Here is a 20,472-nt window from a genome sequence, read left to right as displayed (position 1 = left end):
GTGACAGTGAGGGCTCGGACGGCTCGTACGGTGAAGGCTCAGGCGGTGAAGGCGGTTTCTCAGGCGATGACGATGCGGGGGTGGATGTCGGCGTAGACGTCGCGGTCGAAGTCGCCCGCCACGGGCGCCGCGACCGCCGCCGCGCCCAGCGCCGCCGCCCGGGCGAGCCGCTCGGGCCACGGGGACCGCTCCACGAGCCCCAGCGCCAGCCCGGCGACCAGCGAGTCACCGGCGCCGGTCGGGTTGCCTTCCACCTTGTACGGCATGCGCGCCCGGAAGATCCCGTCGGGCGTGACGGCCAGCAGACCGTCGGCACCCATCGACACGACCACCGACTCGGCCCCGCGACCGCGCAGCACCTGCGCGCCCTCCTCGGGACCGCCTTCCGGCACGGCCCGCGCGAGCTCCTCGGCGTTCGGCTTGACGATCGAGGGGCGGCCACCGGGCGCGTGCCGCAGCGGCTCTCCGTCGGCGTCCACGATGGCGGGCACGCCGTGCTCGGCGGCGACGGCGGCCAGCGTCGCGTACGCGTCGAGCGGCACGCCCCTGGGCAGGCTGCCCGAGATGACGACCGCCTCCGCCGTGGCCAGCAGATCGGTGAAACGGCCGACCATCCGCCCGAACTCGACCGCCGTGACCTTTGGCCCCGGCTCGTTGAACAGCGCGGTCTGGCCTCCGGAACCCCGCTCGTCGCCCGCCAGGGCGCCGGCTCCGGAACCCTGCGCGACGCCCGCCACGGCGTCAGCTCCGGAATCACCCGTCACAGCCTGGCCGGAGTCCGCGACCACCAGCGTCGTGCGCGAGTCGGCCGCGATCCCCACGAAGGCGTGCGGCAGTCCGGCCTCCTGGAGGTCGGCCTCGATGGCCTGGCCGGTCGGGCCGCCAGCGAGGCCGGTGACCAGCACGTCCTGGCCGAGCACGGCCAGGACGCGGGCCACGTTGACGCCCTTGCCGCCGGCCCGCCGGTGTACGGCGGCGACGCGGTTGACCCCGTCCCAGTCGACGCGGGGCACCTGGTAGGTGACGTCGAGGGCGGCGTTGAGCGTCACGGTGAGGATCATCAGGGCTCCACGACCCAGGCTCCGCGCTTCATCACACCCGCTACCTCCAGCTCGTCGGACAGGACCACCAGGTCGGCCGCCTTACCCACGGCGATCGAGCCGGTTCGGTCGGCGACGCCCAGCACGCGGGCCGGCGTCAGTGAGGTGAGCTGGACCGCCTCGGACAGCGTCAGCCCCACCTCCTGGACGGCGCGGCGGAAGGCCACGTCCATGGTGAGCGTGCTGCCCGCGATCGAGTCGCCTTCGGCCAGCCTGGCGACGCCGTCGGTGACGATCACGTCCATGGAGCCCAGCACGTACGTACCGTCGCCCATGCCGGCGGCGGCCATCGCGTCGGTGATCAGCGCGGTCCTGGCGGGCCCGGCCACCTCATAGGCCAGCCGCAGCATGGCCGGGTGCACGTGCACGCCGTCGTTGATCAGCTCGATCGTGACCCGCTCGTCCTCCAGCAGCGCGGCGATGGGGCCGGGGGTGCGGTGGCCGAGCGGCGGCAGCGCGTTGTAGAGGTGCGTGGCCACGGTCGCGCCCGCCTCGATACCGGCCAGCGTCTGCTCATAGGTGGCGTCGCTGTGGCCGAGCGCGGCGAGCACGCCCTCGGCGGCGGCCATGCGGATCGTCTCAAGGGCGCCGGGCAGCTCGGGGGCGATGGTCAGCATGCGTACATGCCCGCGTCCGGCCTTCAGCAGCTCGCCGAACTCCCGCGGCGACGGCTCACGCAGCAGCCCGGGGTTGTGGGCGCCGCAGCGGGCCCGTGAGATGTACGGGCCTTCGAAATGGATGCCGGCCAGCAGACCCTCGTCGCACAGCTCGGCCAATGACGACGTGGCGCGGGCCAGGTCGTCGAGCGCGCCGGTCACCAGGCTGGCCACCATCGTCGTGGTGCCGTGGCGCTCGTGCAGCGCCACGGCGTCACGCGCTCGGTCCTGCTCGCCGGTCGGGAAGGAGCCGCCCGCTCCGCCGTGGTTGTGCAGGTCGACGAAGCCGGGCACCACGTGCCGCCCGCCCAGGCTGTGGCCCGCGCGAGGGGCGGCTCCGTGCCCGACGTGCGTGATGCGGCCGTCTTCGATGGTCAACCATCCGTCGTGGACTCCCTCGGGAGTCACGATGCGGGCGTCGGCAAGAGTAAGGCTCATGAAGAAAGGATCACAGATCGGGTGAGGTGCAGGGGCTCATCCGGGTCGAGACCCCTGGCGAACGCCCTGGCGACCGCGACCCGCTGCGCCCTGATCAGCTCGGCCATCGGGTCGAGGCCGGTCTGGAAGAACGTGCCGCCGGTCTCCTCGACCTGCTCGCGCAGGCCCTCGGGGGCGGTGCCGAGCATCCAGGTGACGCGGCCGGGGCCGGCGATGCTGATGGGGCCGTGACGGTATTCCATCGCCGGGTACGCCTCGGTCCACGACCGTGACGCCTCGCGCATCTTCAGCGCGGCCTCCTGGGCCAGGCCGACCGACCAGCCGATGCCGAGGAAGCTGAACTGCTCCGCGTCGGTGAGCTCGGCGGGGAGCGGGGCCGCCACGACCTGCTCGGCGTCGGCGATCGCCTGGGTGAGGTCCTCGCCCAGGCTGGCGCGGAGCATGGCCAGCTGCGTGGTGGCGAACCGGGTCTGCACGACCGACTGCTCGTCGGCGTAATCGAGCACGATGACGTCGTCCGCCGCCGTCATGACCGGCGTGTTCGGGTCGGCGGTGATGGCCGTGGTCCTGGCGTCGGTCCTGCGCAGGAGTTCGAGCACCTCGGTCGTGGTGCCGGAGCGCGTCAGAGCCAGCACGCGGTCGTACGAGCGGCCGGTGGGGGCCTCCGAGGCGGCGAACGCGTCGGTCTCGCCCAGTCCCGCGCGCTCGCGCAGGGTGGCGTAGGCCATCGCGATGAACCACGACGTCCCGCAGCCGACGACGGCGACCCGCTCACCGGGGCGGGGCAGCGCGTCGACGGGTACGTCCGCGACGGCGCGGCGCCAGCACTCGGGCTGGGAGTCGATCTCGGCCTCGGTGTGGGTGGTCACCACTTGCCTCCCCGTGATTGATTGTTTCTGCTGTTTTTATAGCATAAAGGAGCAGAAATTTGCACCGGTGGCTTGACCTCCCAGGTTGTGCCACGCTTGGCCCCGACGGATCTCAAAGGGGAGGCATCGTGTCCCGCTACGATCGTTGGAACGCGATTCTCGAGCTGCTCGCGCAGGAAGGACGGCTCTCCGTCGAGGAGGCCGCCCAGGAGCTCGACGTCTCCACCGCCACGATCCGCCGCGACTTCGACCAGCTCGCGCAGCAGCAGATGCTCATGCGCACGCGGGGCGGAGCCGTCGCGCAGAGCGTCAGCTACGACCTTCCGCTGCGCTACAAGACCGCCCGGCACGCCGACGAGAAGCACCGCATCGCCGCGGCGGCCGCCGAGCTGGTCTCGCCGGGCGCCGTGATCGGGCTCAACGGCGGCACCACGACCTCCGAGCTGGCCCGCACGCTGGCCACCAGCCCAGCACTCGAATCGGGCGTCACCATCGTCACCAACGCCCTGAACATCGCCTCGGAGCTCACGGTCCGCCAGCACGTCAAGATCGTGGTCACGGGCGGCGTGGCCAGGCCGCAGTCCTACGAGCTCATCGGCCCGCTGGCCTCGGGCGTGCTCGAACAGGTGACGCTCGACGTGGCCTTCCTCGGCGTGGACGCGCTCGACGTGGAGCTGGGCGCCTCGGCCCACCACGAGGGGGAGGCCAGCGTCAACCACCTGCTCATCAGCCGCGCTTCGCAGGTCGTGGTGGTGGCGGACTCCTCCAAGATCGGTAAGAGGGCGTTCTCCCGCATCTGTCCCATCAACCAGATCGACACGCTCGTCACCGACGCCCAGCTCTCCGACTTCCTCGCCGGCGAGCTGACGGACGCGGGGGTAAAGGTCATCCGCGCCTGACGCCCCCGCGTTCCTGCCTCCGCCTCAGCGTGTTCCCCACGCCCCCGCCTCAACACACTCCCTGGGTCCTCCGCCTCAGCGTGTTCCCCACTCTTCCGCGGGCCGTAACGGCGCTCAGCCACCATCCGGTCAGCGGCCGTCTCCTGGAGGCCCCCAGGCATGGTCGGCGGGTGGCGGGTAACCCATGCTTGCCGTACAAGAGCCTTCTCCTGAGGACCCCAGGCATGGTCGGCGGGTAGCGAGCAAACTCACGTGTGCCGTACAAGAAACAAGAAAAGAGTGAAGTTTGTCGCAGAAGCGCCTGCGGCGGGTAAGAGGAGGGGCATGGCGGGAAGGGGAATCGCCCGGCTTGGGCCTGGAGAGCGGACCTCGGCGCTGGATTGGATGGGGGCACAGGAACTCGACGTGGTCGTGGTCGGCGGGGGAGTCGTCGGCGCGGGGATCGCGCTCGACGCCGCCACCCGAGGGCTCGACGTCGGCCTGGTGGAGGCGCGCGATTTCGCTTCCGGTACGTCGTCGCGATCCTCCAAGCTGATCCACGGCGGCCTGCGCTACCTGGAGCAGCTCAATTTCGAGCTGGTCAGAGAGGCGCTGCAGGAGCGGGCGCTGCTGTTGCAGCGGATCGCGCCGCATCTGGTCCGGCCGGTGCCGTTCCTTTTCCCGATGACCCACCTCGGGTGGGAGCGTCCGTACGTGGGGGCGGGGGTGGCCCTCTACGACACGCTGGGGTTCGCCACGGGGCTGGCTCGCGGGGTGCCCGGGCATCGGCACCTGTCCAGGAGCAGGGCGTTGCGGCTGGCGCCCGCGTTGAAGCGGACGGCGTTCACGGGCGCGGTGCAGTACTGGGACGCGCAGGTCGATGACGCGCGCTATGTGATGACGATGCTGCGTACGGCGGCCACCTACGGCGCGCACGTGGCGCCACGGGCCCAGGTCGTGGGGTTCCTGCGCGAGGGGGAGCGAGTCACCGGGGTGCGGGTGCGCGACCTGGAGAGCGGCGCCGAGCTGGACGTACGCGCCCGGCAGGTGGTCAACGCGACCGGCGTGTGGAGCGACGACATCCAGGAGCTGGTGGGCGGCCGGGGACAGATCCATGTACGGGCGTCGAAGGGCGTCCACCTGCTGGTGCCGCGCGACCGGATTCACTCGCTCACCGGAATCATCCTTCGCACCGAAAAATCCGTACTTTTCGTGATTCCGTGGGGGCGGCACTGGATCATCGGGACCACCGACACCGAGTGGAAGCTGGACAAGGCGCATCCCGTGGCGTCGCGGGTCGACATCGACTACCTCCTCGACCACGTGAACGCCGTCCTGTCCGTGCCGCTGACGCGGGACGACGTCGAGGGCGTCTACGCGGGACTGCGGCCGTTGCTGTCGGGTGAGTCGGAGGAGACGTCGAAGCTGTCGCGCGAGCACGTGGTGGCGCATCCGGTGCCCGGCCTGGTGATGATCGCCGGCGGGAAATATACGACTTATCGGGTTATGGCGAAGGACGCCGTCGACGCCGTCGCCCACGGGCTCGATCAGCGGGTGCCGAGGTCGTGCACGGACCGCATCCCGCTCGTGGGCGCCGAGGGCTACCAGGCGCGATGGAACGCGAGGCACCGGCTCGCCCACACCTCGGGCCTGCACGTGGCCCGCATCGAGCACCTGCTCCAGCGGTACGGCTCGCTCGTCGACGAGGTCCTGGAGCTGATCGAGCACGACAGGTCGCTGGCCCGGCCGCTCGGCGGGGCCGACGACTACCTGCGCGCGGAGATCGTCTACGCGGCCACCCACGAGGGCGCCAGGCATCTCAACGACGTACTGACCAGGCGGACGCACATCTCGATCGAGACCTTCCACCGCGGTCTGGCCAGCGCCCACGAGGCCGCCGAGCTCCTCGCCCAGCCGCTCGGCTGGGACGGGGAGCAGGTCAAGCGCGAGGTCGAGTACTTCACCAAGCGCGTCGAGGCCGAACGCCTGTCCCAGGAGCAGGACACCGACCAGGAGGCCGACGCGATCCGACTCGGCGCACCCGAGATCGTGCCGGTCGCCCTCCCGGATCGGGAGGTCTAGCGGAGCGGGATGCCTTTGAGCGGAGTGGGATGCCTTTAGCGGAGCGGGATGTACGCCTGCTCGGCCAGCGTGTTCGCGTCGTTGACCTGGACGCCGTCCGTGGAGACGGTCCAGATCGAGTCGCCGATGACCATCGCGCGCTGGATGCTCGGCTGGTACGCCCCGTCCTTCGGCCGCTGGACCGGATGCTTGATCATGCCGAGCCTCGTCACCGCGGAGTCGTCGATCTTCAGGACCACGGCGCCGATCTCCTCCTTGTTCTGCTCATAGGTGTTGAGCGGAATGACCGACAGGCCGGTCTTGGGCCAGTACAGGAACGCGTGCGGGTCCCACTCCGCCTCGGAGCCCGAGTTCTTCTGGAACATCTGCGACAGCCGTTTCGGGTTCGCCGGGTCGCTGACGTCGAAGAGCGAGATCTGGGTGCCGAGCGTCCTGCCCTTCTCGCTGGCCTCCTGCCCGATCCCGATCAACCGGCCGTCGTTGCCGGGGTGGAGGTACGCGGAGTAGCCGGTGATCTTCAGCTCGCCGGTCACCTTGGGCGCGGCCGGGTCGCGTAGGTCGAGCGTGTAGAGCGGGTCTACCTGCTTGAACGTGACGCAGTAGCCGACCGGGCCGATGAACCGGACCGAGTAGATACGCTCACCTTCGCCCAGGCCGCCCACTTCGCCCACCTTGTCCAGGGTGTCGGCCTTGAGCACGGTGACGCTACTGACACTGCTGTCGCTGGTCTTCTCGGTCTCGGAGGTGAGCGTGGTGGCGACGCGCAGGTTGCCCTCGTACTCCGACAGCGAGTACTGGTTCAGCAGCCGTCCGGGCACCTTGCCCGAGGCCACATAGGAGGGCGGACCCGGCTTGCTGATGTCGAACCGGTGGACCTCGGTCTCCTCGGGCGGGGCGGTCGGTGTCGGTGTGGGCTCGGGGCTGACGGTGGTTTGGGCCGGAGAGCTGAGCGTGACCTTGGCCGAGGGGCTGGGTTCGGTCGGGTCGGGTTCGGTGGCGGGGGCCTGGGGCGTGTCGTCCACGGCCGCCATCGCCACCGGCCACCACCAGCGCGGGTTGCTGGTCACGTACAGACTTTGGCCGGTGCCGTAGACCGTGTCGCCGTCGGCCGCCAGGCTGATCGGGTCGGTGCCCGCCGCCGTGAGGCCCTGGGCCAGGTCGATGGTGTGCACGGTCAGCAGCGAGGTGCCGGTGTAGTCGGCCGGATGGCTGACCCGCGCGCAGTCGACGGTCTTCTTGGTGACGCTGCCGGCCGCGTCCGTGATCTGGATCTTGGGTAGCCAGGCGTCGAGCGGCGCCCGGCGTACCGCGTCCGCGTTCGCCTTCTTCATCTCGGCCTCGGAGGCGTTCTGCTTCGGCTCCGGGAAGGTGATGTCGGGCTGGCTCCGGGTGACGAGCCTGACGGTCGAGCCGACCATCCTGGCGTCCACGTACGTGCCCTGCGGCTTGATCGTCCCGAGCACCTTGGGCTCACCGGACAGGTCCACCAGCAGGTATCTGGTCTCGCCGACGGGCGCGAACGTCTTGTACATGATGTCGCCCCCTCGATACATCACCAGCGCGCGGTCACCCGAGACGAGCAGGTCGGCGGGGGCGTAGGCGGGCTCGTCGGCCTTGGTGAGCTTGACGGACCCGGTGATCTTCCTGGTGGCCGTGTCGATGATCCGCAGCGTGCCGCCCGCGACCGTGATGATCCGGTTGCCGTCGGTCTTGACCAGGTCGGGCTCGTCCACTCCAGCTTCGTGGGTGTTGGTCGTGGAGTGCTCCGGGGCGGCGTCGTTGGTCGCCTCCATGGACTTCTGGCGGGTCATGTACATGGGCATCGGGCCGCCGAAGCCCCACTGGCCGACGTTGCTCGCCGCGTGCTCGCGCAGCCCGGCGAGCATGTCGTCGCACCCGTTGTAGGAGACCAGGCGCACCTGCAGGCGCTGCTTCACAGGCGCGGTGCCCTCCGGCGCGGAGGTGCAGGCGGAGATGGCCGTCGCGAGGGCCGCCCCGGCCACGACCGTACGGATCAGCGTCTTCATGACCTCAATCACGGATCTCCGCGCCGGGCGGTTCACGATCAATCAGGAGGGTCGACCGTGAAGACCGGGCTGAAGTCAAGGTTCTCGGGGATGTCGAGCAGCTTGCGCACCAGTTTGCCCTGGAAGTCGACCACCTGGATCTCGTCCCTGGTGGAGTTGTCCTGCTCCCAGCAGTAGACGTGGGTCTCGTCGTACCAGCCGAGGACCTTGTCGCAGTCGGAGGTGAACCGGCGGACCCGGTTGCCGCTCTCCGCGTTCCACACGCAGTGGTCGCCGTCTCCGCCCTTGGGGCAGTTGGTGATGAACACCTTGCCGGAGGGGGAGAAGATGTCCTGCGTGCCGGAGGCCAGTGAGCCGATGTTCGCCAGGGTGCGGGTGGCCTTGCCGTTCGTGCCGAAGAAGCGCAGGCCCTGCCCGGGGGACATGTTGACCACGCCCTGCTCGTCGCCGTCCCAGCCGAAGGCGGTCTTGCGGATCGAGGTGTCGGACACGGTGACCACCTTGGCGTCCTCCGCGGCCACGTCCACGATGACGAAGCCGAGGTAGAGCCAGTTCTTGCCCGATTCCTTCTCGATGTTGAGAAGGATCTTCGAGCCGTCCTTCGACCAGGCGCGGATGCTGCTGATCAGCGGCTTGCGGACGGTCTTGATCGAGGTCCTGTCGCCCGTCCGCCGGTCGGTGATGATCACCGAGTCGTAGTCGTCGGAGGTGTAGTTGCGGCCGCGGCCGACCATGGAGCGGCCGTCGGGCGAGACCAGCGTCTCCCAGTTGCCGGAGTATTTCGTGAACGTGCCGCGCAGCGAGTTGCGGGCGTAGTCGATCCAGTCGTCGGCCTTCTTGTTGTAGACCTCGTACGAGGTCAGCGTGATCGGGTCGGCCGAATTCTCGTACACCGAAATGGCGCCGCCGGGTATTGCCCGCTTCGTGCCCTTCCGCGGCACGCCCGTGGGCGTGGTGCTGGGCCTCTTACCGGACGCCGCGACGGAGGCGCGGCTGTTGGCGGTCAGTGTGGCGGCCGGGGGCTTGGTCTGGCTGATGACCACGCCGACGCCGGCCAGCACGAGCAGCGCGACGGCCACGGTCACGCCGATGACGATGGGTGCCCTGCTCTTCTGCCGCTGGGAGTGGCCGGGGGAGTAGGGGCTCAGGTGCGTCGGCCGGTGGTCGCCCGGGGGCGGGTATCCGCCGCCGCCCATGGACGGCGGTCCGTGGTGGCCGGGCGCCGAAGGCGGTCCATGGTGGTGGCCGGGCACCGAAGGCGGCCCTCCGGGCATGGAGGGCGGTCCCATGTGAAGAGGTTGACCGGTCACGGGCGGTTGGCCGTAGGGGGCCGCCTGCCAGGGCTCCGCCGGGGCGGCTGCCGCCGCGGCCTGGGCGAGCATGCCGGAGTTGGGCACCGGGTGCTGCAGCAGGCGCATGATCACCTGCTCCGCCGTCGGCCGCTGCGCCGGATCCTTGGCCAGGCACGCGGCCACCACGTCGAGCAGCGGACCGTGCAGCCCGCTCATGTCCGGCTGGTGGTTCAGCACCCGGTTGATCACCGCGGGCATCGTGTCGCTGCCGAACGGCGAGCGTCCCGAGGCGGCGAACACCATCGTGCTCCCCCACGAGAACAGGTCGGCCGCCGGCCCGACGGTGTGGCCCATCACCTGCTCGGGCGGCATGTACGAGGGCGTGCCCACCGGCATGCTGCTGATCGTCGAGGTGGCGTTGAGCGCCCTGGCGATGCCGAAGTCGATCACCCGCGGCCCGTCGGCGCCGATGATCACGTTGGCCGGTTTGAAGTCACGGTGCACGATCCCGGCCTGGTGGATCGCGGCCAGCGCGGTCGCCGTGCCGATGGCCAGGCGGTGCAGGGCCGTGCCGGTGCGCGGGCCCTCCTCCTGGACGACCCGCTGGAGGGAGGGGCCCTCGATGAACTCGCTGACGATGTATGGACGGTCGTGCTCGATGCCCGTGCCGAGCACCGCGGCGGTACAGAACGGCGCAACCTGCTGGGCGACCTGGACCTCGCGCAGGAACCGGCCCACGCTCACCTCGTCACCGGCCTGGTCGGGGCGCAGCCACTTGACCGCCACGTGTGTGCCCGCCGGGTCTCTGGCCAGATAGACGACGCCTTGGCCGCCTTCGCCCAGCCGGCCTAGGAGAGGCAGACCGCCGAGCCTCTCGGGGTCTCCCGGTCTGAGTGGCGCGAAGGAAGGCATGAAGTGATTCTGTCCCCATGCCATGGATTGGCAAAAACTACCCGCCGGTAGCGATCCGGAATAACCTGCCTTCATGCACGTGACGTCCAGCGGCAAGACGACCGAGATCGCCGCACCGTTCACCGGCGAACCCCTCGCCGACCTGCCCGTTTCCGGGGTGGATGACGTACATACGGCATATGAGAAGGCGCGGGCGGCGCAGGCCGAGTGGGCCGCGCGGCCGGTCGCGGAGCGGGCGCGGCCGTTCCTGCTGCTGCACGACGCGATCCTCGACCGCAGGGACGAGATCCTCGACATCGTCCAGAACGAGACCGGCAAGGCCCGCAAGCACGCCTTCGAGGAGGTGCTGGACGTGGCGGGCTGCGCTCTCTACTTCGCCCGGCGCGCTCCCGGCCTGCTCGCCCCGCGCCGCCGCGCCGGCATCTTCCCCGTGGCCACCCGGGTGACGGAGCTGCGCCGGCCCAAGGGCGTGGTGGCGCTGATCACGCCGTGGAACTACCCGCTCTCCCTGGGCGTCACCGACGCCGTGCCCGCGCTGCTCGCCGGCAACGCCATCGTGCACAAGCCCGACACGCAGACCGCCCTGTCGACGCTGTGGACCATCGACCTGCTGGCCGAGCTGGGCCTGCCGCGCGAGGTCTGGCAGGTCGTGCTCGGCGAGCCCGCAGAGGTCGGCGACGCGCTGCTCGACGGCGCCGACTATGTGGCCTTCACCGGCTCCACCAGGGGCGGCAGAAAGATCGCCGAGGAGGCCGCCAAGCGGCTCATCGGCTGCTCGCTGGAGCTCGGCGGCAAGAACCCGATGGTGGTGCTCGACGACGCCGACCTGGATCTCGCCGTCCAGGGCGCGATCCGCGCCTGCTTCACCAACGCGGGCCAGCTCTGCCTGTCGATCGAGCGCCTGTACGTGCACACCGCCGTCTACGACGCCTTCGCGGAGCGCTTCGCCGCCCAGGCGGCCGACCTCAAGATGGGCGCGGGCCACGACTGGTCGGTCCAGATGGGCTCGCTCACCTCGCGGCGCCAGCTGGACGCGGTCAGCGCGCACGTGGACGACGCCGTGGCCCACGGCGCCACCGTGCTGACCGGCGGCAAGGCCAGGCCCGACCTTGGCCCGCTGTTCTACGAGCCCACCGTGCTCTCCGGGATCACCGAGGAGATGCGGCTGTGCCGCAACGAGACGTTCGGCCCGGTGGTCGGCCTCTACCGGTTCTCCTCGGATGAGGAGGCGGTGGCGCTGGCCAACGACACCATCTACGGGCTCAACGCCTCCGTCTGGACCTCCGACCTGGCACGGGGCCGCGCGCTCGCCGCCCGGATCAAGGCGGGCACGGTCAACATCAACGAGGGGTACGGCTCGGCGTACGCCTCCTACGACGCGCCGATGGGCGGCATGAAGGCGTCGGGGCTGGGCCGCCGGCACGGAGCCGAGGGACTGCTTCGCTACACCGAGGCACAGACCGTCGCCTCGCAGGCCACGTGGCTGGGCTTCGAGCCGCCTTTCGGCATGACGTACGACAAATGGGCGGGCGCCCTGGTCACCACGCTCAAGACGATGAAGAGGCTGCGCCTCAAATAGGTATACGCGCTGCTGCGCGCCGTCGTCACCGCCAGCGGTCGTGAGCCGGCCGAGCAGTGGGAGCGGAATACCGCGTCCGGCGCGGGTGTCATGATCTCCATGGAGATTCGTTACGTCGGCGGCCCGACCGCGGTCCTGGAGATCGGCGGGGTCCGGTTGCTGACAGACCCCACGTTCGACCCGCCCGGCGACTACCCGATCGGGAACCGGGCACTGGTCAAGACGGCCGGACCGGCGTTCGGGCCGGACGACACCGGGACCGTGGACGCCGTCCTGCTCTCCCACGACCAGCATCCCGACAACCTCGACAAGGCCGGGCGCGCCCTCCTGTCCTCGGCGGCGGTGGTGCTGTCGACGGGCTCGGCGGCCGAGCGGATCGGCGAACCGGTGCGGGCGCTGCCGAACTGGACGCACACCGAGCTGGTACGCCCCGGCGGCGGCGCGCTGCGGATCACCGGCGTGCCCGCGCAGCACGGGCCCGACGGGAGCGAGCACCTGGTGGGCGAGGTGACCGGGTTCGTACTGAGCGGCGAGGCACTGCCGACCGTGTACGTGAGCGGCGACAACGCCTCCCTGGACGTGGTCAGGGACATCGCGGCACAGGTCGGGCCGGTGGACGTGGCGGTGCTGTTCGCCGGTGGGGCGCGGACGCCGCTGGTGGGTGACGCGTACCTGACGCTGACCAGCGACGACGTGGCCGAGGCGGCCGAGATCCTGGGCGCCCGTCACGTGGTGCCGCTGCACTTCGAGCACTGGGGACACTTCACGCAGGGCCGCGACACGCTGGTCAAGTCTCTCGCGGGGCTCGGCGACCGCGTGCACCTGCTGGAGCCGGGCGAACGGGTGACCCTCTCCTAACCGTCTGCTTCCGTTCCCCCGCCAGGGGCCCTTTCTGGAGACCTCTGCCACGACGGACCGTCTGCTTCCGTTCCCCCGCAGGGGGTCCCGTTCTAGAGACCTCTGCCACAACGGACCGTCTTCTTTCTCCCCCCGCAGGGGGTATTCCTCCGAAGGACCCCAGCCACCACGGACCGTCACAGAGATCGAGACGGTCGCGTGACAGGGGCGTGTCAGCCCAGCCGATGGCTGACCCAGACGTTCGGCTCGATGTAGACGGCGTGATCCTGGGCGACATCGCAGTACACAGGGCTGAGCGCCCCAGGCACCTCGACCGGCCCGGTCCGGTCGAACGGCAGGCCGGTCCACTCGCGCCACTCGGCGAGCGTGCCCGGTATCACCATCGAGCGCGGCGCGACCTTGACGATCTCCCCGCCGGCCCGTACGTGCACACGCAGCCAGGCGTCGTGCGGCAGGCCGTCCTCCCGGGACCTGAAGGCGTACTCCGTCATAGGCGTGTGCGGTTCGAGGTGCTTCTGGTTCGGCCGGACCGGCGCCACCAGCTCCCGGAACCCCAGCCGCGCCGCGTGGTCCCGCATCGCGGCCACCATCATCGGCGAAACCCCCGTGCCCAGCAGGTCGGTCCTGACGGTGGCCTCCAGCGCGGAGACGGCGTCAAGGGGGCGGTCCAGCTTGCGGGCCAGCCACCCTTGGCGGATCACCCCGTCCCAGCCGTCGTCGGGCAAGTCGCCGGCCGGGAAGGGGATCATGCAGCCCCTGGCCACCATCCGGCCGGGCTCGGTGTCGTCATCGGCCACCAGCACGTAATCGGCGTAGTCCGTCGCGGCGACGGGATAGAACAGGTCGGCGATCGGGTCGTTGAACATGAAGACCCGCCACGAGTGGTCCATCTCCCATAGCGCGGAGGCGAACTCGGGACGCTCGGCGAGCGTGGTGATCCGGAGCGACATGCGGATCATTGTCACACCTGTCGCGATCTTCCTTCAGCCCATTTCGGCCGGCCGCTGGACGGGCTGGTGCTCGGTCTTGAAGATCAGGGTGGTGTGCAGGTGCACGATCTCCGTACGGACGAGGAACCGCTCCAGGGCCAGCCGGTGCAGGTGGTCGGCGTCGGCCACAGCCACGTGCACCAGGAAGTCCTCGGTGCCCGCGACGTGGAACAGCGTGATCGTCTCCGGCAGCCCCAGCACGAACGCACGCAGCGGGTCCACGATCCGGCTGGTGTGCGGCCGTACGCGCAGGGCGAGCAGCGCCTGGAGCGGGCGGCCGAGCCGGGCCGTGTCGACGGCGGCGCGGAAGCCGGTGATGATTCCGCGACGACGTAGCGAACGTACGCGTTCCAGCGCGGTGGAGGGCGCGACGCCGAGTCGCTCGGCGAGATCCTTGTTGGGCAGCCGGGCGTCCTTCTGTAACTCGGCCAGGATCGCGAGGTCGATCGAATCCAGTTCGGCGTTATGCACGATTACCGCCCCTCAATTCGGCAAGGCTAGTCGTACGCCACCGAATTGACGAGTATTTCGAGGTATGTGGAACATCGAGGAGTTCACCGAAGCCGCCGGGATCACGGTCGGCGAGCTGGCGGCCTACGTGGACCGCAGCCAGCGCGGTGACGAGCCCGCGATCAGCCGCCGCCCACCCCGTGAGCTGGCCGAACGGCTGAGACTCGGCGAGCTGATCGCCAAGGGTGGCATGACGCCCGAGACCTTCCGGGACTTCCTGCGGACCTTCCTCGGCGAGGGGACCCGGCTGCACCATCCCGCCTACCTGGGCCACCAGAGCGCCTCGCCCGACTTCCCCGCCGCGCTGGCCGACTTCATCCATGGCGCCACGAACAACCCGATGGCCATCTATGAGATGGGCGCGGCGGCGGCCACGGTGGAGTTCGAGGTGCTGCGGTGGATGCTGGCCAAGGTGGGGTTCCCGGCGGGTGGTGGGGTGCTCACCCATGGTGGCTCGCTGGCCAACCTCACGGCGCTGCTGGCGGCGCGGGCGCGGGCCGTACCCGAGGCATGGGAGGACGGTATGCCCGGCGACCTGGTGATCCTCGCGCCCGCGTCGGCGCACTACTCGGTGTCGCGGGCGGCCTCGATCCTCGGACTGGGGCAGCGGGCCATGGTGCCGCTGGCGACAGACCACCTCGGCCGCATAGACATCACGAAATTACCGGACATTTCGGGACGTAGGGTGATGGCGCTGGTAGCGGCCGCCTGCGCCACGGGCACCGGCCTGTACGACGACCTGCGCGCCATCGGCGAGTGGTGCCGCGAGCGGGACGTCTGGTTCCACGTGGACGGCGCGCACGGCGCCTCCGCCCTGCTCGCCGAGGAGCACGCGCACCTGCTCGACGGCATCGAGCTGGCCGACTCGGTCATCTGGGACGCGCACAAGATGCTCCGTACCTCTTCCCTGGCCGCCGCCGTCCTCGTACGCAGGGAGAACGACCTCGACGCGGCCTTCAAGCAGGAGGCCAGCTACCTGTTCTACGGCGAGCGCGGCTTCGACCTCATCGGCCGCACGGTCGAGTGCACCAAGGCCGAGCTCGGGCTCAAGATCTTCCTGAACCTGGCCTGGCGCGGCGAGCGCGGCCTGGGCGAGTACGTCGCACGCCAGTACGCCACGGCCCACCGCTTCTGGGAGCTGGCCCGCCGGCGGCCGGGGTTCGCGCTGCCGTACGAACCGGAGAGCAACATCGTCTGCTTCCGGTACGGCGACGCCGACCACGCGGACCTGCGCGAACGCCTCATGGCGGAAGGCGCCTTCTACCTCACCTCGGCCGAGCTCGACGGCGTCCGCCACCTACGCGTCACGGTCATGGCCCCGGCCACGGACGACGCCACTCTCGAAGCCCTGCTGGACACCATCGAGGCCCTGCACGGCGGCTGATCGGCCCGGTCCCGCCGGACTTCTGTGCGCTAGCGTCGGCGGCATGACGGAACTCGACCCCAGGCTCCGCGCCATAACGGATCTGAACGTGGCCGACGCACGCGAGATGGGCGGCAGGCACGAATACGACGGCAAGATCCAGGACCTGTCGCCGGAAGGCGTACGGGCCGGGCTGGCGCGGCTTGGAGAGGGCGCCGCCCCCGCCGACCCGTACGACTCGGCGCATCTGCGGGTCTTCGAGGACGGCCTGCGCACCCAGTACGGAGAGCTGGAGCTGTACCGGAGCAATCCGCTGCCGCACCTGGCGAACCTCGACCTGGCCTGCTACGACCGCGACTACGCGCCGGAGGCCGAGCGCGAGGCCGCCAAGGCCGCGCACCTGGCGCGCTGGCCGGAGGCGGTGACGTATGCGATAGCCGCGCTCGACCGGGTCAGCGCGCCCGTCGCGAGGTCGCTGGTCGCACCCGTACAGGGACTGTCCGCCGGTGTCACGGACGCGGCCGCGCTCGACGCGCACGGCCTGCTGGTCGCGCACATCGAGCGGGCGGCGGCGGTCGGCGACCCCGACGCGTCGCTCGGCGGCGACGCGCTGGCCCGGCTGATGGGCGACACCGAAGGGCTCTCCGTCGACCTCGGCAGGCTGGCCGAGCGCGCCGACGCCGAGCGCGACCGGCTCATGGCCCTGCTCACCGAGTCCTGCGCCAAGCTGGGGCGGCGGGGCGAGGCGCCGCTGGACGTCGTACGAGAGCTGGTCAAGCAGCACCCCGACGCCGACGGCGTCGTCGAGGCGGCCAGGATCGGCACCGAGAAGGCCATCGCGTTCACCCGCGAGAAGGACCTGGTGCCCTACCACGACGGCGAGTGCCTGGTCGGCCTGGCGCCTCCGTCGCGCCGCTGGGGGATGGCGATGATGTCGTGGAACTCTCCCGGCGAACCGGAGGGCCCCTCCTGGTACCACATCACACCGCCCGACCCCGCTTGGCCCGCGCAGGACGCCGAGGAGTGGCTGGAGGTCTTCAGCGACACCACGTTGCCCGCGATCAACGTGCACGAGGTCGCTCCCGGGCACTTCTCGCACGGCCGCGCTCTGCGCCGGGCCGGCTCGGACGTGCGGCGGCTGCTGCACTCGATGGCGTTCGCCGAGGGCTGGGCGCACTATGCCGAGGAGCTCTGCGTCGAGGAGGGGTTCGAGGCCCAGGACCCGCGCGTCGAGATCGGGGTCTGGATGGAGGCGTTGATCCGGGTCACCCGGCTGGCCTGCGCCATCGGCGTACACACCGGGCAGATGACGGTCGAGGACGGCGCCCGGCGCTTCGAGTCCGACAGTCACCTGACCGGACCGGCCGCGCTGTCGGAGGCGAGGCGGGCCACGTTCGACCCCACCTACGGCCGCTACACCTGGGGCAAGCTGCTCATTCTCGACCTGCGCGAGCAGGCGCGCAAGGAATGGGGCGCGGGCTTCACGCTGCGACGCTTCCACAAGGCCCTGTTCGACCTGGGCTCACCGCCGCTGGGGCTGATCGGCGGCATCCTCTAGGTTCGGCCCCGGGCTGGTCGGGAGCATTGTCCGGGGCCACCCCCCGATACACTTGGAGCACCGCATTCGCTTTGGGGGGTCCTCTCGGTGTCTGAGTTCGACACAGTGCTCGTCGTCGACTTCGGCGCGCAATACGCGCAGCTGATAGCCAGGCGGGTCCGTGAGTGCCACGTCTTCTCCGAGATCGTCCCCTCGACGATGCCGGTCGAGGAGATGCTGGCCAAGAAGCCGAAGGCGATCATCCTGTCCGGCGGGCCCTCCTCGGTCTACGCCGAGGGCGCGCCCGCCGTGCCCCAGGGGCTGTTCTCGACGGGGGTGCCGACGTTCGGCATCTGCTACGGCTTCCAGGCCATGGCCCAGGCGCTGGGCGGCGAGGTCGCCCAGACGGGCGTCGCCGAATACGGCGGCACCGACCTCGACGTGCTCAGCGAGGGTGTGATCTTCGCCGGGCTGCCCGCCGCGCAGAAGGTCTGGATGTCCCACGGCGACAGCGTGGCCACCGCCCCCGAGGGCTTCACGGTCACCGCCTCGACCCAGCAGACGCCGGTCGCCGCCTTCGAGGACACCGGGCGCGGTCTCTACGGCGTGCAGTTCCACCCCGAGGTGCTCCACTCCGAGCACGGCCAGGCGGTGCTCAAGCACTTCCTCGACGCGGCGGGCTGCCGTCCCACCTGGACCATGCTCAACATCGTCGAAGACGCCGTCGAGGCGGTCCGCCGGCAGGTGGGCGACGGCCGGGCGATCTGCGCGCTGTCCGGCGGCGTCGACTCGGCGGTGGCCGGCGCGATGGTCCAGCGAGCCATCGGCGACCGGCTGACCTGCGTGTTCGTCGACCACGGCCTGCTGCGCAAGGGCGAGGCCGAGCAGGTCGAGCGCGACTTCGTCCGTGCCACGGGCGTCAAGCTCCGCGTCGTCGACGCCGCGGACCGCTTCCTCAAGGCCCTCGAAGGCGTCAGCGACCCCGAGGAGAAGCGCAAGATCATCGGCCGCGAGTTCATCCGGGTCTTCGAGGACGAACAGCGCGCCATCATGGCTGACGGCCCCGTCGACTTCCTGGTGCAGGGCACGCTCTACCCCGACGTGGTCGAATCCGGCGGCGGCACGGGCACCGCCAACATCAAGTCCCACCACAACGTCGGCGGCCTGCCGGAGGACCTGCAGTTCAAGCTCGTGGAGCCGCTGCGGACCCTGTTCAAGGACGAGGTGCGCCGGGCGGGCGAGGAGCTCGGCCTGCCGGCGGCGATGGTCTGGCGCCAGCCGTTCCCCGGCCCCGGCCTCGGCATCCGCATCGTCGGCGAGGTCACCCGGGAGCGCCTCGACCTGCTGCGCGAGGCCGACGCCATCGCCCGCGAGGAGCTGTCGCGCGCCGGCCTCGACCGGGAGATCTGGCAGTGCCCGGTGGTGCTGCTGGCCGACGTGCGGTCGGTGGGCGTGCAGGGGGATGGGCGTACGTACGGGCATCCGGTGGTGCTGCGGCCGGTGACGTCGGAGGACGCGATGACGGCCGACTGGTCGCGGGTGCCTTATGACGTGCTGTCCCGGATCTCCACCCGGATCACGAACGAGGTCCGCGACGTGAACCGGGTGGTGCTCGATGTGACGAGCAAGCCGCCGGGCACCATCGAGTGGGAGTGACGTCTCACTTGCCGAACAAAGGGCTCGCCATTGGCGCTTTGCGCCTTGGAAGCTCGGCGTTCTTTATTTGGCGCTGGCGCGCACTGCATGGGCTTGCCCGATCAGGCGCTTCGCGCCTTGGGGGCTCGGCGTGCTTCCCGGGGCCTTCGGCCCCTCCCATGCGAGGGCAAGCCCTCGCGCTCCCACGCTCCAGGCCCCCTAGGCACCATCGAGTGGGATTGATTGGGCAGCGTGCCTACTTGGACACGTGTTCGATGTCGGAGTGACGGGGAAGTGGTTGGGACACCACTCTGTGGTCATGGGCGAGTGGCACGAGACGGAGCGCGCCGCGACGGTGGCGCTCCTTCGCCGTACCTCCACGGAGAAGGGCGAGCGCGAGCTCGTTCAGAAACTCACAGAGGGAGCTTCCGCAGCGGCATTGCTGCGCGAACGCCTGGCCCCCGTCGACCTGTTCTCCGATCCGGTTGAGGAAGCGATAGCCCAGGCGAAAGACGAGATCGATTCCTGGGAGCAAGGTGGCATCCAAGTCATCGCCTTGGGGGATGACCATTACCCGCACCGACTGCGGGATGTGTTCGATCGGCCCTTGCTGCTGTTCGCCCGTGGGACGGTCCTCGAGGAGGACAACGGGGTTGCCGTGGTCGGTTCTCGAACCGTCTCATCGGGAGGCCGGTTGATAGCGGCCGAGGTGGCCACGAGGCTCGTGGAGCGCGACCTCACAGTGGGTCTCGGGCCTGGCCGCCGGCGTCGACACTGCCGCACACCAGGCCGCGCTCAAAGCAGGCGGCCGAACCGTGGCCGTCATCGGCACCGGGATCTGCAAACATTTTCCGCCAGAGAATCGTGACCTCCATCGAGAGGTCGCCGCGCAAGGCGCCGTGTTCTCCCAGTTCTGGCCGGACAGAGCGCCGGACAAGACGACGTTCCCCCTGCGCAACGGCACGATGTCGGGCTACAGCCTGGCCACGATCATCGTCGAGGCCAGCGAGAGAAGCGGCACCCGTATCCAGGCGCGCAAGGCCGTGGAGCACGGTCGGCCTGTGATCTTGATGCGGTCGGTGGTCGATCACACTCAGTGGGGGCGGGATGCGGCAGGCAAACCCGATGTCCACGTGGCTCAGGATGCCGCTGGGGCGATGACCATCGTCGATGACTTGCTGGACCGGCCCAAGCAGCTTGAGGATTTCCTTTCTAGGATTGGCTGACTCATTGGCGGAGACTTTTTCGGGGCTCCGGGAGATGATTCGCGAGCGACTTGGCGCGATCATGACAAACCCTCTCCGGGTACCAAACGTCACGTGCGATGTCTGCACAGGGCCCGTCTCGTCGCAGTACACGAGGTGCTATCGCTGCAGCGTCGATGGCCGCCGAGGCGATGTGCTCGTCGCACGGCGAGTCGTTCCTCTGACATATGCCGTCGTGGGCACGCAGGCGGATCGGGATATGTACCGCTACAAAGATCCAATGCCCGAAGCGCAGCGGCTGCGCAATCCGTCCTTTCAACGCCTGCTTCTTCTCCTCATAGGGTTCGCCGATGCCCATGCATCGTGCCTCGATATCGTTTCGCCCAAGTCCGTCAGCGGCATGGCGGTGGTTCCCTCGCTTCGAGGACGCCCCGGTATCCATCCCCTCGCTGCTCTAGCGGCTGCTCTTCCAGGTGATTTTGCTGGCGAGGATTGACCGCAGTTGTTCGCCGGGCGTGACCGCGGCCCTGTCACGGTGAAGT

17 protein-coding genes are annotated in these 20,472 nt (G+C 69.9%); 10 read left to right on the top strand and 7 right to left on the bottom strand.

The annotated features are described in order from the left end of the window. Positions 1–59 precede the first annotated feature (59 nt). Genes ACQP2T_RS54755 through ACQP2T_RS54745 form a run of 3 tightly spaced genes read right to left on the bottom strand, consistent with a single transcriptional unit; the run spans position 60 to position 3,063 of the window. Entirely contained in the window at positions 60–1,061 is a 1,002-nt protein-coding gene (locus ACQP2T_RS54755) for a 1-phosphofructokinase family hexose kinase (protein WP_433512687.1), read from the bottom strand. Next, positions 1,061–2,194: an N-acetylglucosamine-6-phosphate deacetylase gene (gene nagA / locus ACQP2T_RS54750; protein ID WP_433512686.1), complete on the bottom strand. Its 1,134-nt coding sequence runs from the start codon at positions 2,192–2,194 to the stop codon at positions 1,061–1,063. Before nagA ends, ACQP2T_RS54755 begins: the two co-directional genes overlap by 1 nt. Beyond that, complete coding sequence (locus ACQP2T_RS54745; RefSeq protein WP_433512685.1) at positions 2,191–3,063, bottom strand: SIS domain-containing protein; 873 nt, start codon at positions 3,061–3,063, stop codon at positions 2,191–2,193. Before ACQP2T_RS54745 ends, nagA begins: the two co-directional genes overlap by 4 nt. A 128-nt stretch (positions 3,064–3,191) precedes the next feature. Between ACQP2T_RS54745 and ACQP2T_RS54740 the strand changes: the two genes are divergently transcribed. Both ACQP2T_RS54740 and ACQP2T_RS54735 read left to right on the top strand, forming a co-directional pair. Continuing rightward, on the top strand, positions 3,192–3,962 hold the full coding sequence (locus ACQP2T_RS54740; RefSeq protein ID WP_433512684.1) for a DeoR/GlpR family DNA-binding transcription regulator: 771 nt from the start codon (positions 3,192–3,194) through the stop codon (positions 3,960–3,962). Positions 3,963–4,286: 324 nt separating this feature from the next. Next, positions 4,287–6,023: a glycerol-3-phosphate dehydrogenase/oxidase gene (locus tag ACQP2T_RS54735; protein ID WP_433512683.1), complete on the top strand. Its 1,737-nt coding sequence runs from the start codon at positions 4,287–4,289 to the stop codon at positions 6,021–6,023. A gap of 35 nt (positions 6,024–6,058) precedes the next feature. Here ACQP2T_RS54735 and ACQP2T_RS54730 read toward each other — a convergent pair whose 3' ends face one another. Then, the gene (locus tag ACQP2T_RS54730) at positions 6,059–8,062 is read right to left on the bottom strand and encodes a beta-propeller domain-containing protein (RefSeq protein ID WP_433512682.1); all 2,004 of its coding nucleotides are present in this window, start codon (positions 8,060–8,062) and stop codon (positions 6,059–6,061) included. A 26-nt stretch (positions 8,063–8,088) separates the two neighbouring features. Continuing rightward, positions 8,089–10,254: a serine/threonine protein kinase gene (locus ACQP2T_RS54725; RefSeq protein ID WP_433512681.1), complete on the bottom strand. Its 2,166-nt coding sequence runs from the start codon at positions 10,252–10,254 to the stop codon at positions 8,089–8,091. A gap of 73 nt (positions 10,255–10,327) precedes the next feature. Between ACQP2T_RS54725 and ACQP2T_RS54720 the strand changes: the two genes are divergently transcribed. Further along, positions 10,328–11,833, top strand: a complete 1,506-nt coding sequence (locus tag ACQP2T_RS54720) for a succinic semialdehyde dehydrogenase (protein WP_433512680.1) — start codon at positions 10,328–10,330, stop codon at positions 11,831–11,833. Between the two features lie 99 nt (positions 11,834–11,932). Further along, a complete protein-coding gene (locus tag ACQP2T_RS54715; protein WP_433512679.1) occupies positions 11,933–12,691 on the top strand; it encodes an MBL fold metallo-hydrolase in 759 nt (252 codons plus the stop codon). A 212-nt stretch (positions 12,692–12,903) separates the two neighbouring features. Here the strand turns inward: ACQP2T_RS54715 and ACQP2T_RS54710 are convergent, their stop codons facing one another. Both ACQP2T_RS54710 and ACQP2T_RS54705 read right to left on the bottom strand, forming a co-directional pair. Next, positions 12,904–13,641 carry an N-acetyltransferase gene (locus ACQP2T_RS54710; RefSeq protein ID WP_433512678.1) on the bottom strand — a complete coding sequence of 246 codons (738 nt, stop codon included), beginning with the start codon at positions 13,639–13,641 and terminating at the stop codon, positions 12,904–12,906. Between the two features lie 33 nt (positions 13,642–13,674). Continuing rightward, positions 13,675–14,151: an Lrp/AsnC family transcriptional regulator gene (locus ACQP2T_RS54705; RefSeq protein WP_433512677.1), complete on the bottom strand. Its 477-nt coding sequence runs from the start codon at positions 14,149–14,151 to the stop codon at positions 13,675–13,677. Positions 14,152–14,215: 64 nt separating this feature from the next. Here ACQP2T_RS54705 and ACQP2T_RS54700 point away from each other — a divergent pair, with 64 nt between their 5' ends. From ACQP2T_RS54700 to ACQP2T_RS54675, 6 genes are all read left to right on the top strand, one after another. Next, positions 14,216–15,574 carry a pyridoxal phosphate-dependent decarboxylase family protein gene (locus tag ACQP2T_RS54700; RefSeq protein WP_433512676.1) on the top strand — a complete coding sequence of 453 codons (1,359 nt, stop codon included), beginning with the start codon at positions 14,216–14,218 and terminating at the stop codon, positions 15,572–15,574. 43 nt (positions 15,575–15,617) lie between these two features. Beyond that, a complete protein-coding gene (locus tag ACQP2T_RS54695; protein WP_433512675.1) occupies positions 15,618–17,111 on the top strand; it encodes a DUF885 family protein in 1,494 nt (497 codons plus the stop codon). 87 nt (positions 17,112–17,198) lie between these two features. Continuing rightward, positions 17,199–18,746, top strand: a complete 1,548-nt coding sequence (guaA, locus tag ACQP2T_RS54690) for a glutamine-hydrolyzing GMP synthase (RefSeq protein ID WP_363993125.1) — start codon at positions 17,199–17,201, stop codon at positions 18,744–18,746. Positions 18,747–19,044: 298 nt separating this feature from the next. Then, entirely contained in the window at positions 19,045–19,593 is a 549-nt protein-coding gene (locus tag ACQP2T_RS54685; RefSeq protein ID WP_433512674.1) for a DNA-processing protein DprA, read from the top strand. Continuing rightward, the gene (locus tag ACQP2T_RS54680) at positions 19,481–19,951 is read left to right on the top strand and encodes a DNA-processing protein DprA (RefSeq protein WP_433519959.1); all 471 of its coding nucleotides are present in this window, start codon (positions 19,481–19,483) and stop codon (positions 19,949–19,951) included. Before ACQP2T_RS54685 ends, ACQP2T_RS54680 begins: the two co-directional genes overlap by 113 nt. Positions 19,952–20,165: 214 nt before the next feature. Beyond that, the gene (locus tag ACQP2T_RS54675; protein ID WP_433512673.1) at positions 20,166–20,426 is read left to right on the top strand and encodes a hypothetical protein; all 261 of its coding nucleotides are present in this window, start codon (positions 20,166–20,168) and stop codon (positions 20,424–20,426) included. Positions 20,427–20,472 lie beyond the last annotated feature (46 nt).

The organism is Nonomuraea sp. CA-143628 (assembly GCF_050942315.1).
Lineage (GTDB): Bacteria > Actinomycetota > Actinomycetes > Streptosporangiales > Streptosporangiaceae > Nonomuraea.
Note: the sequence above shows the minus strand (reverse complement) of the source record. Positions and strands in the feature narration are given on the sequence as shown.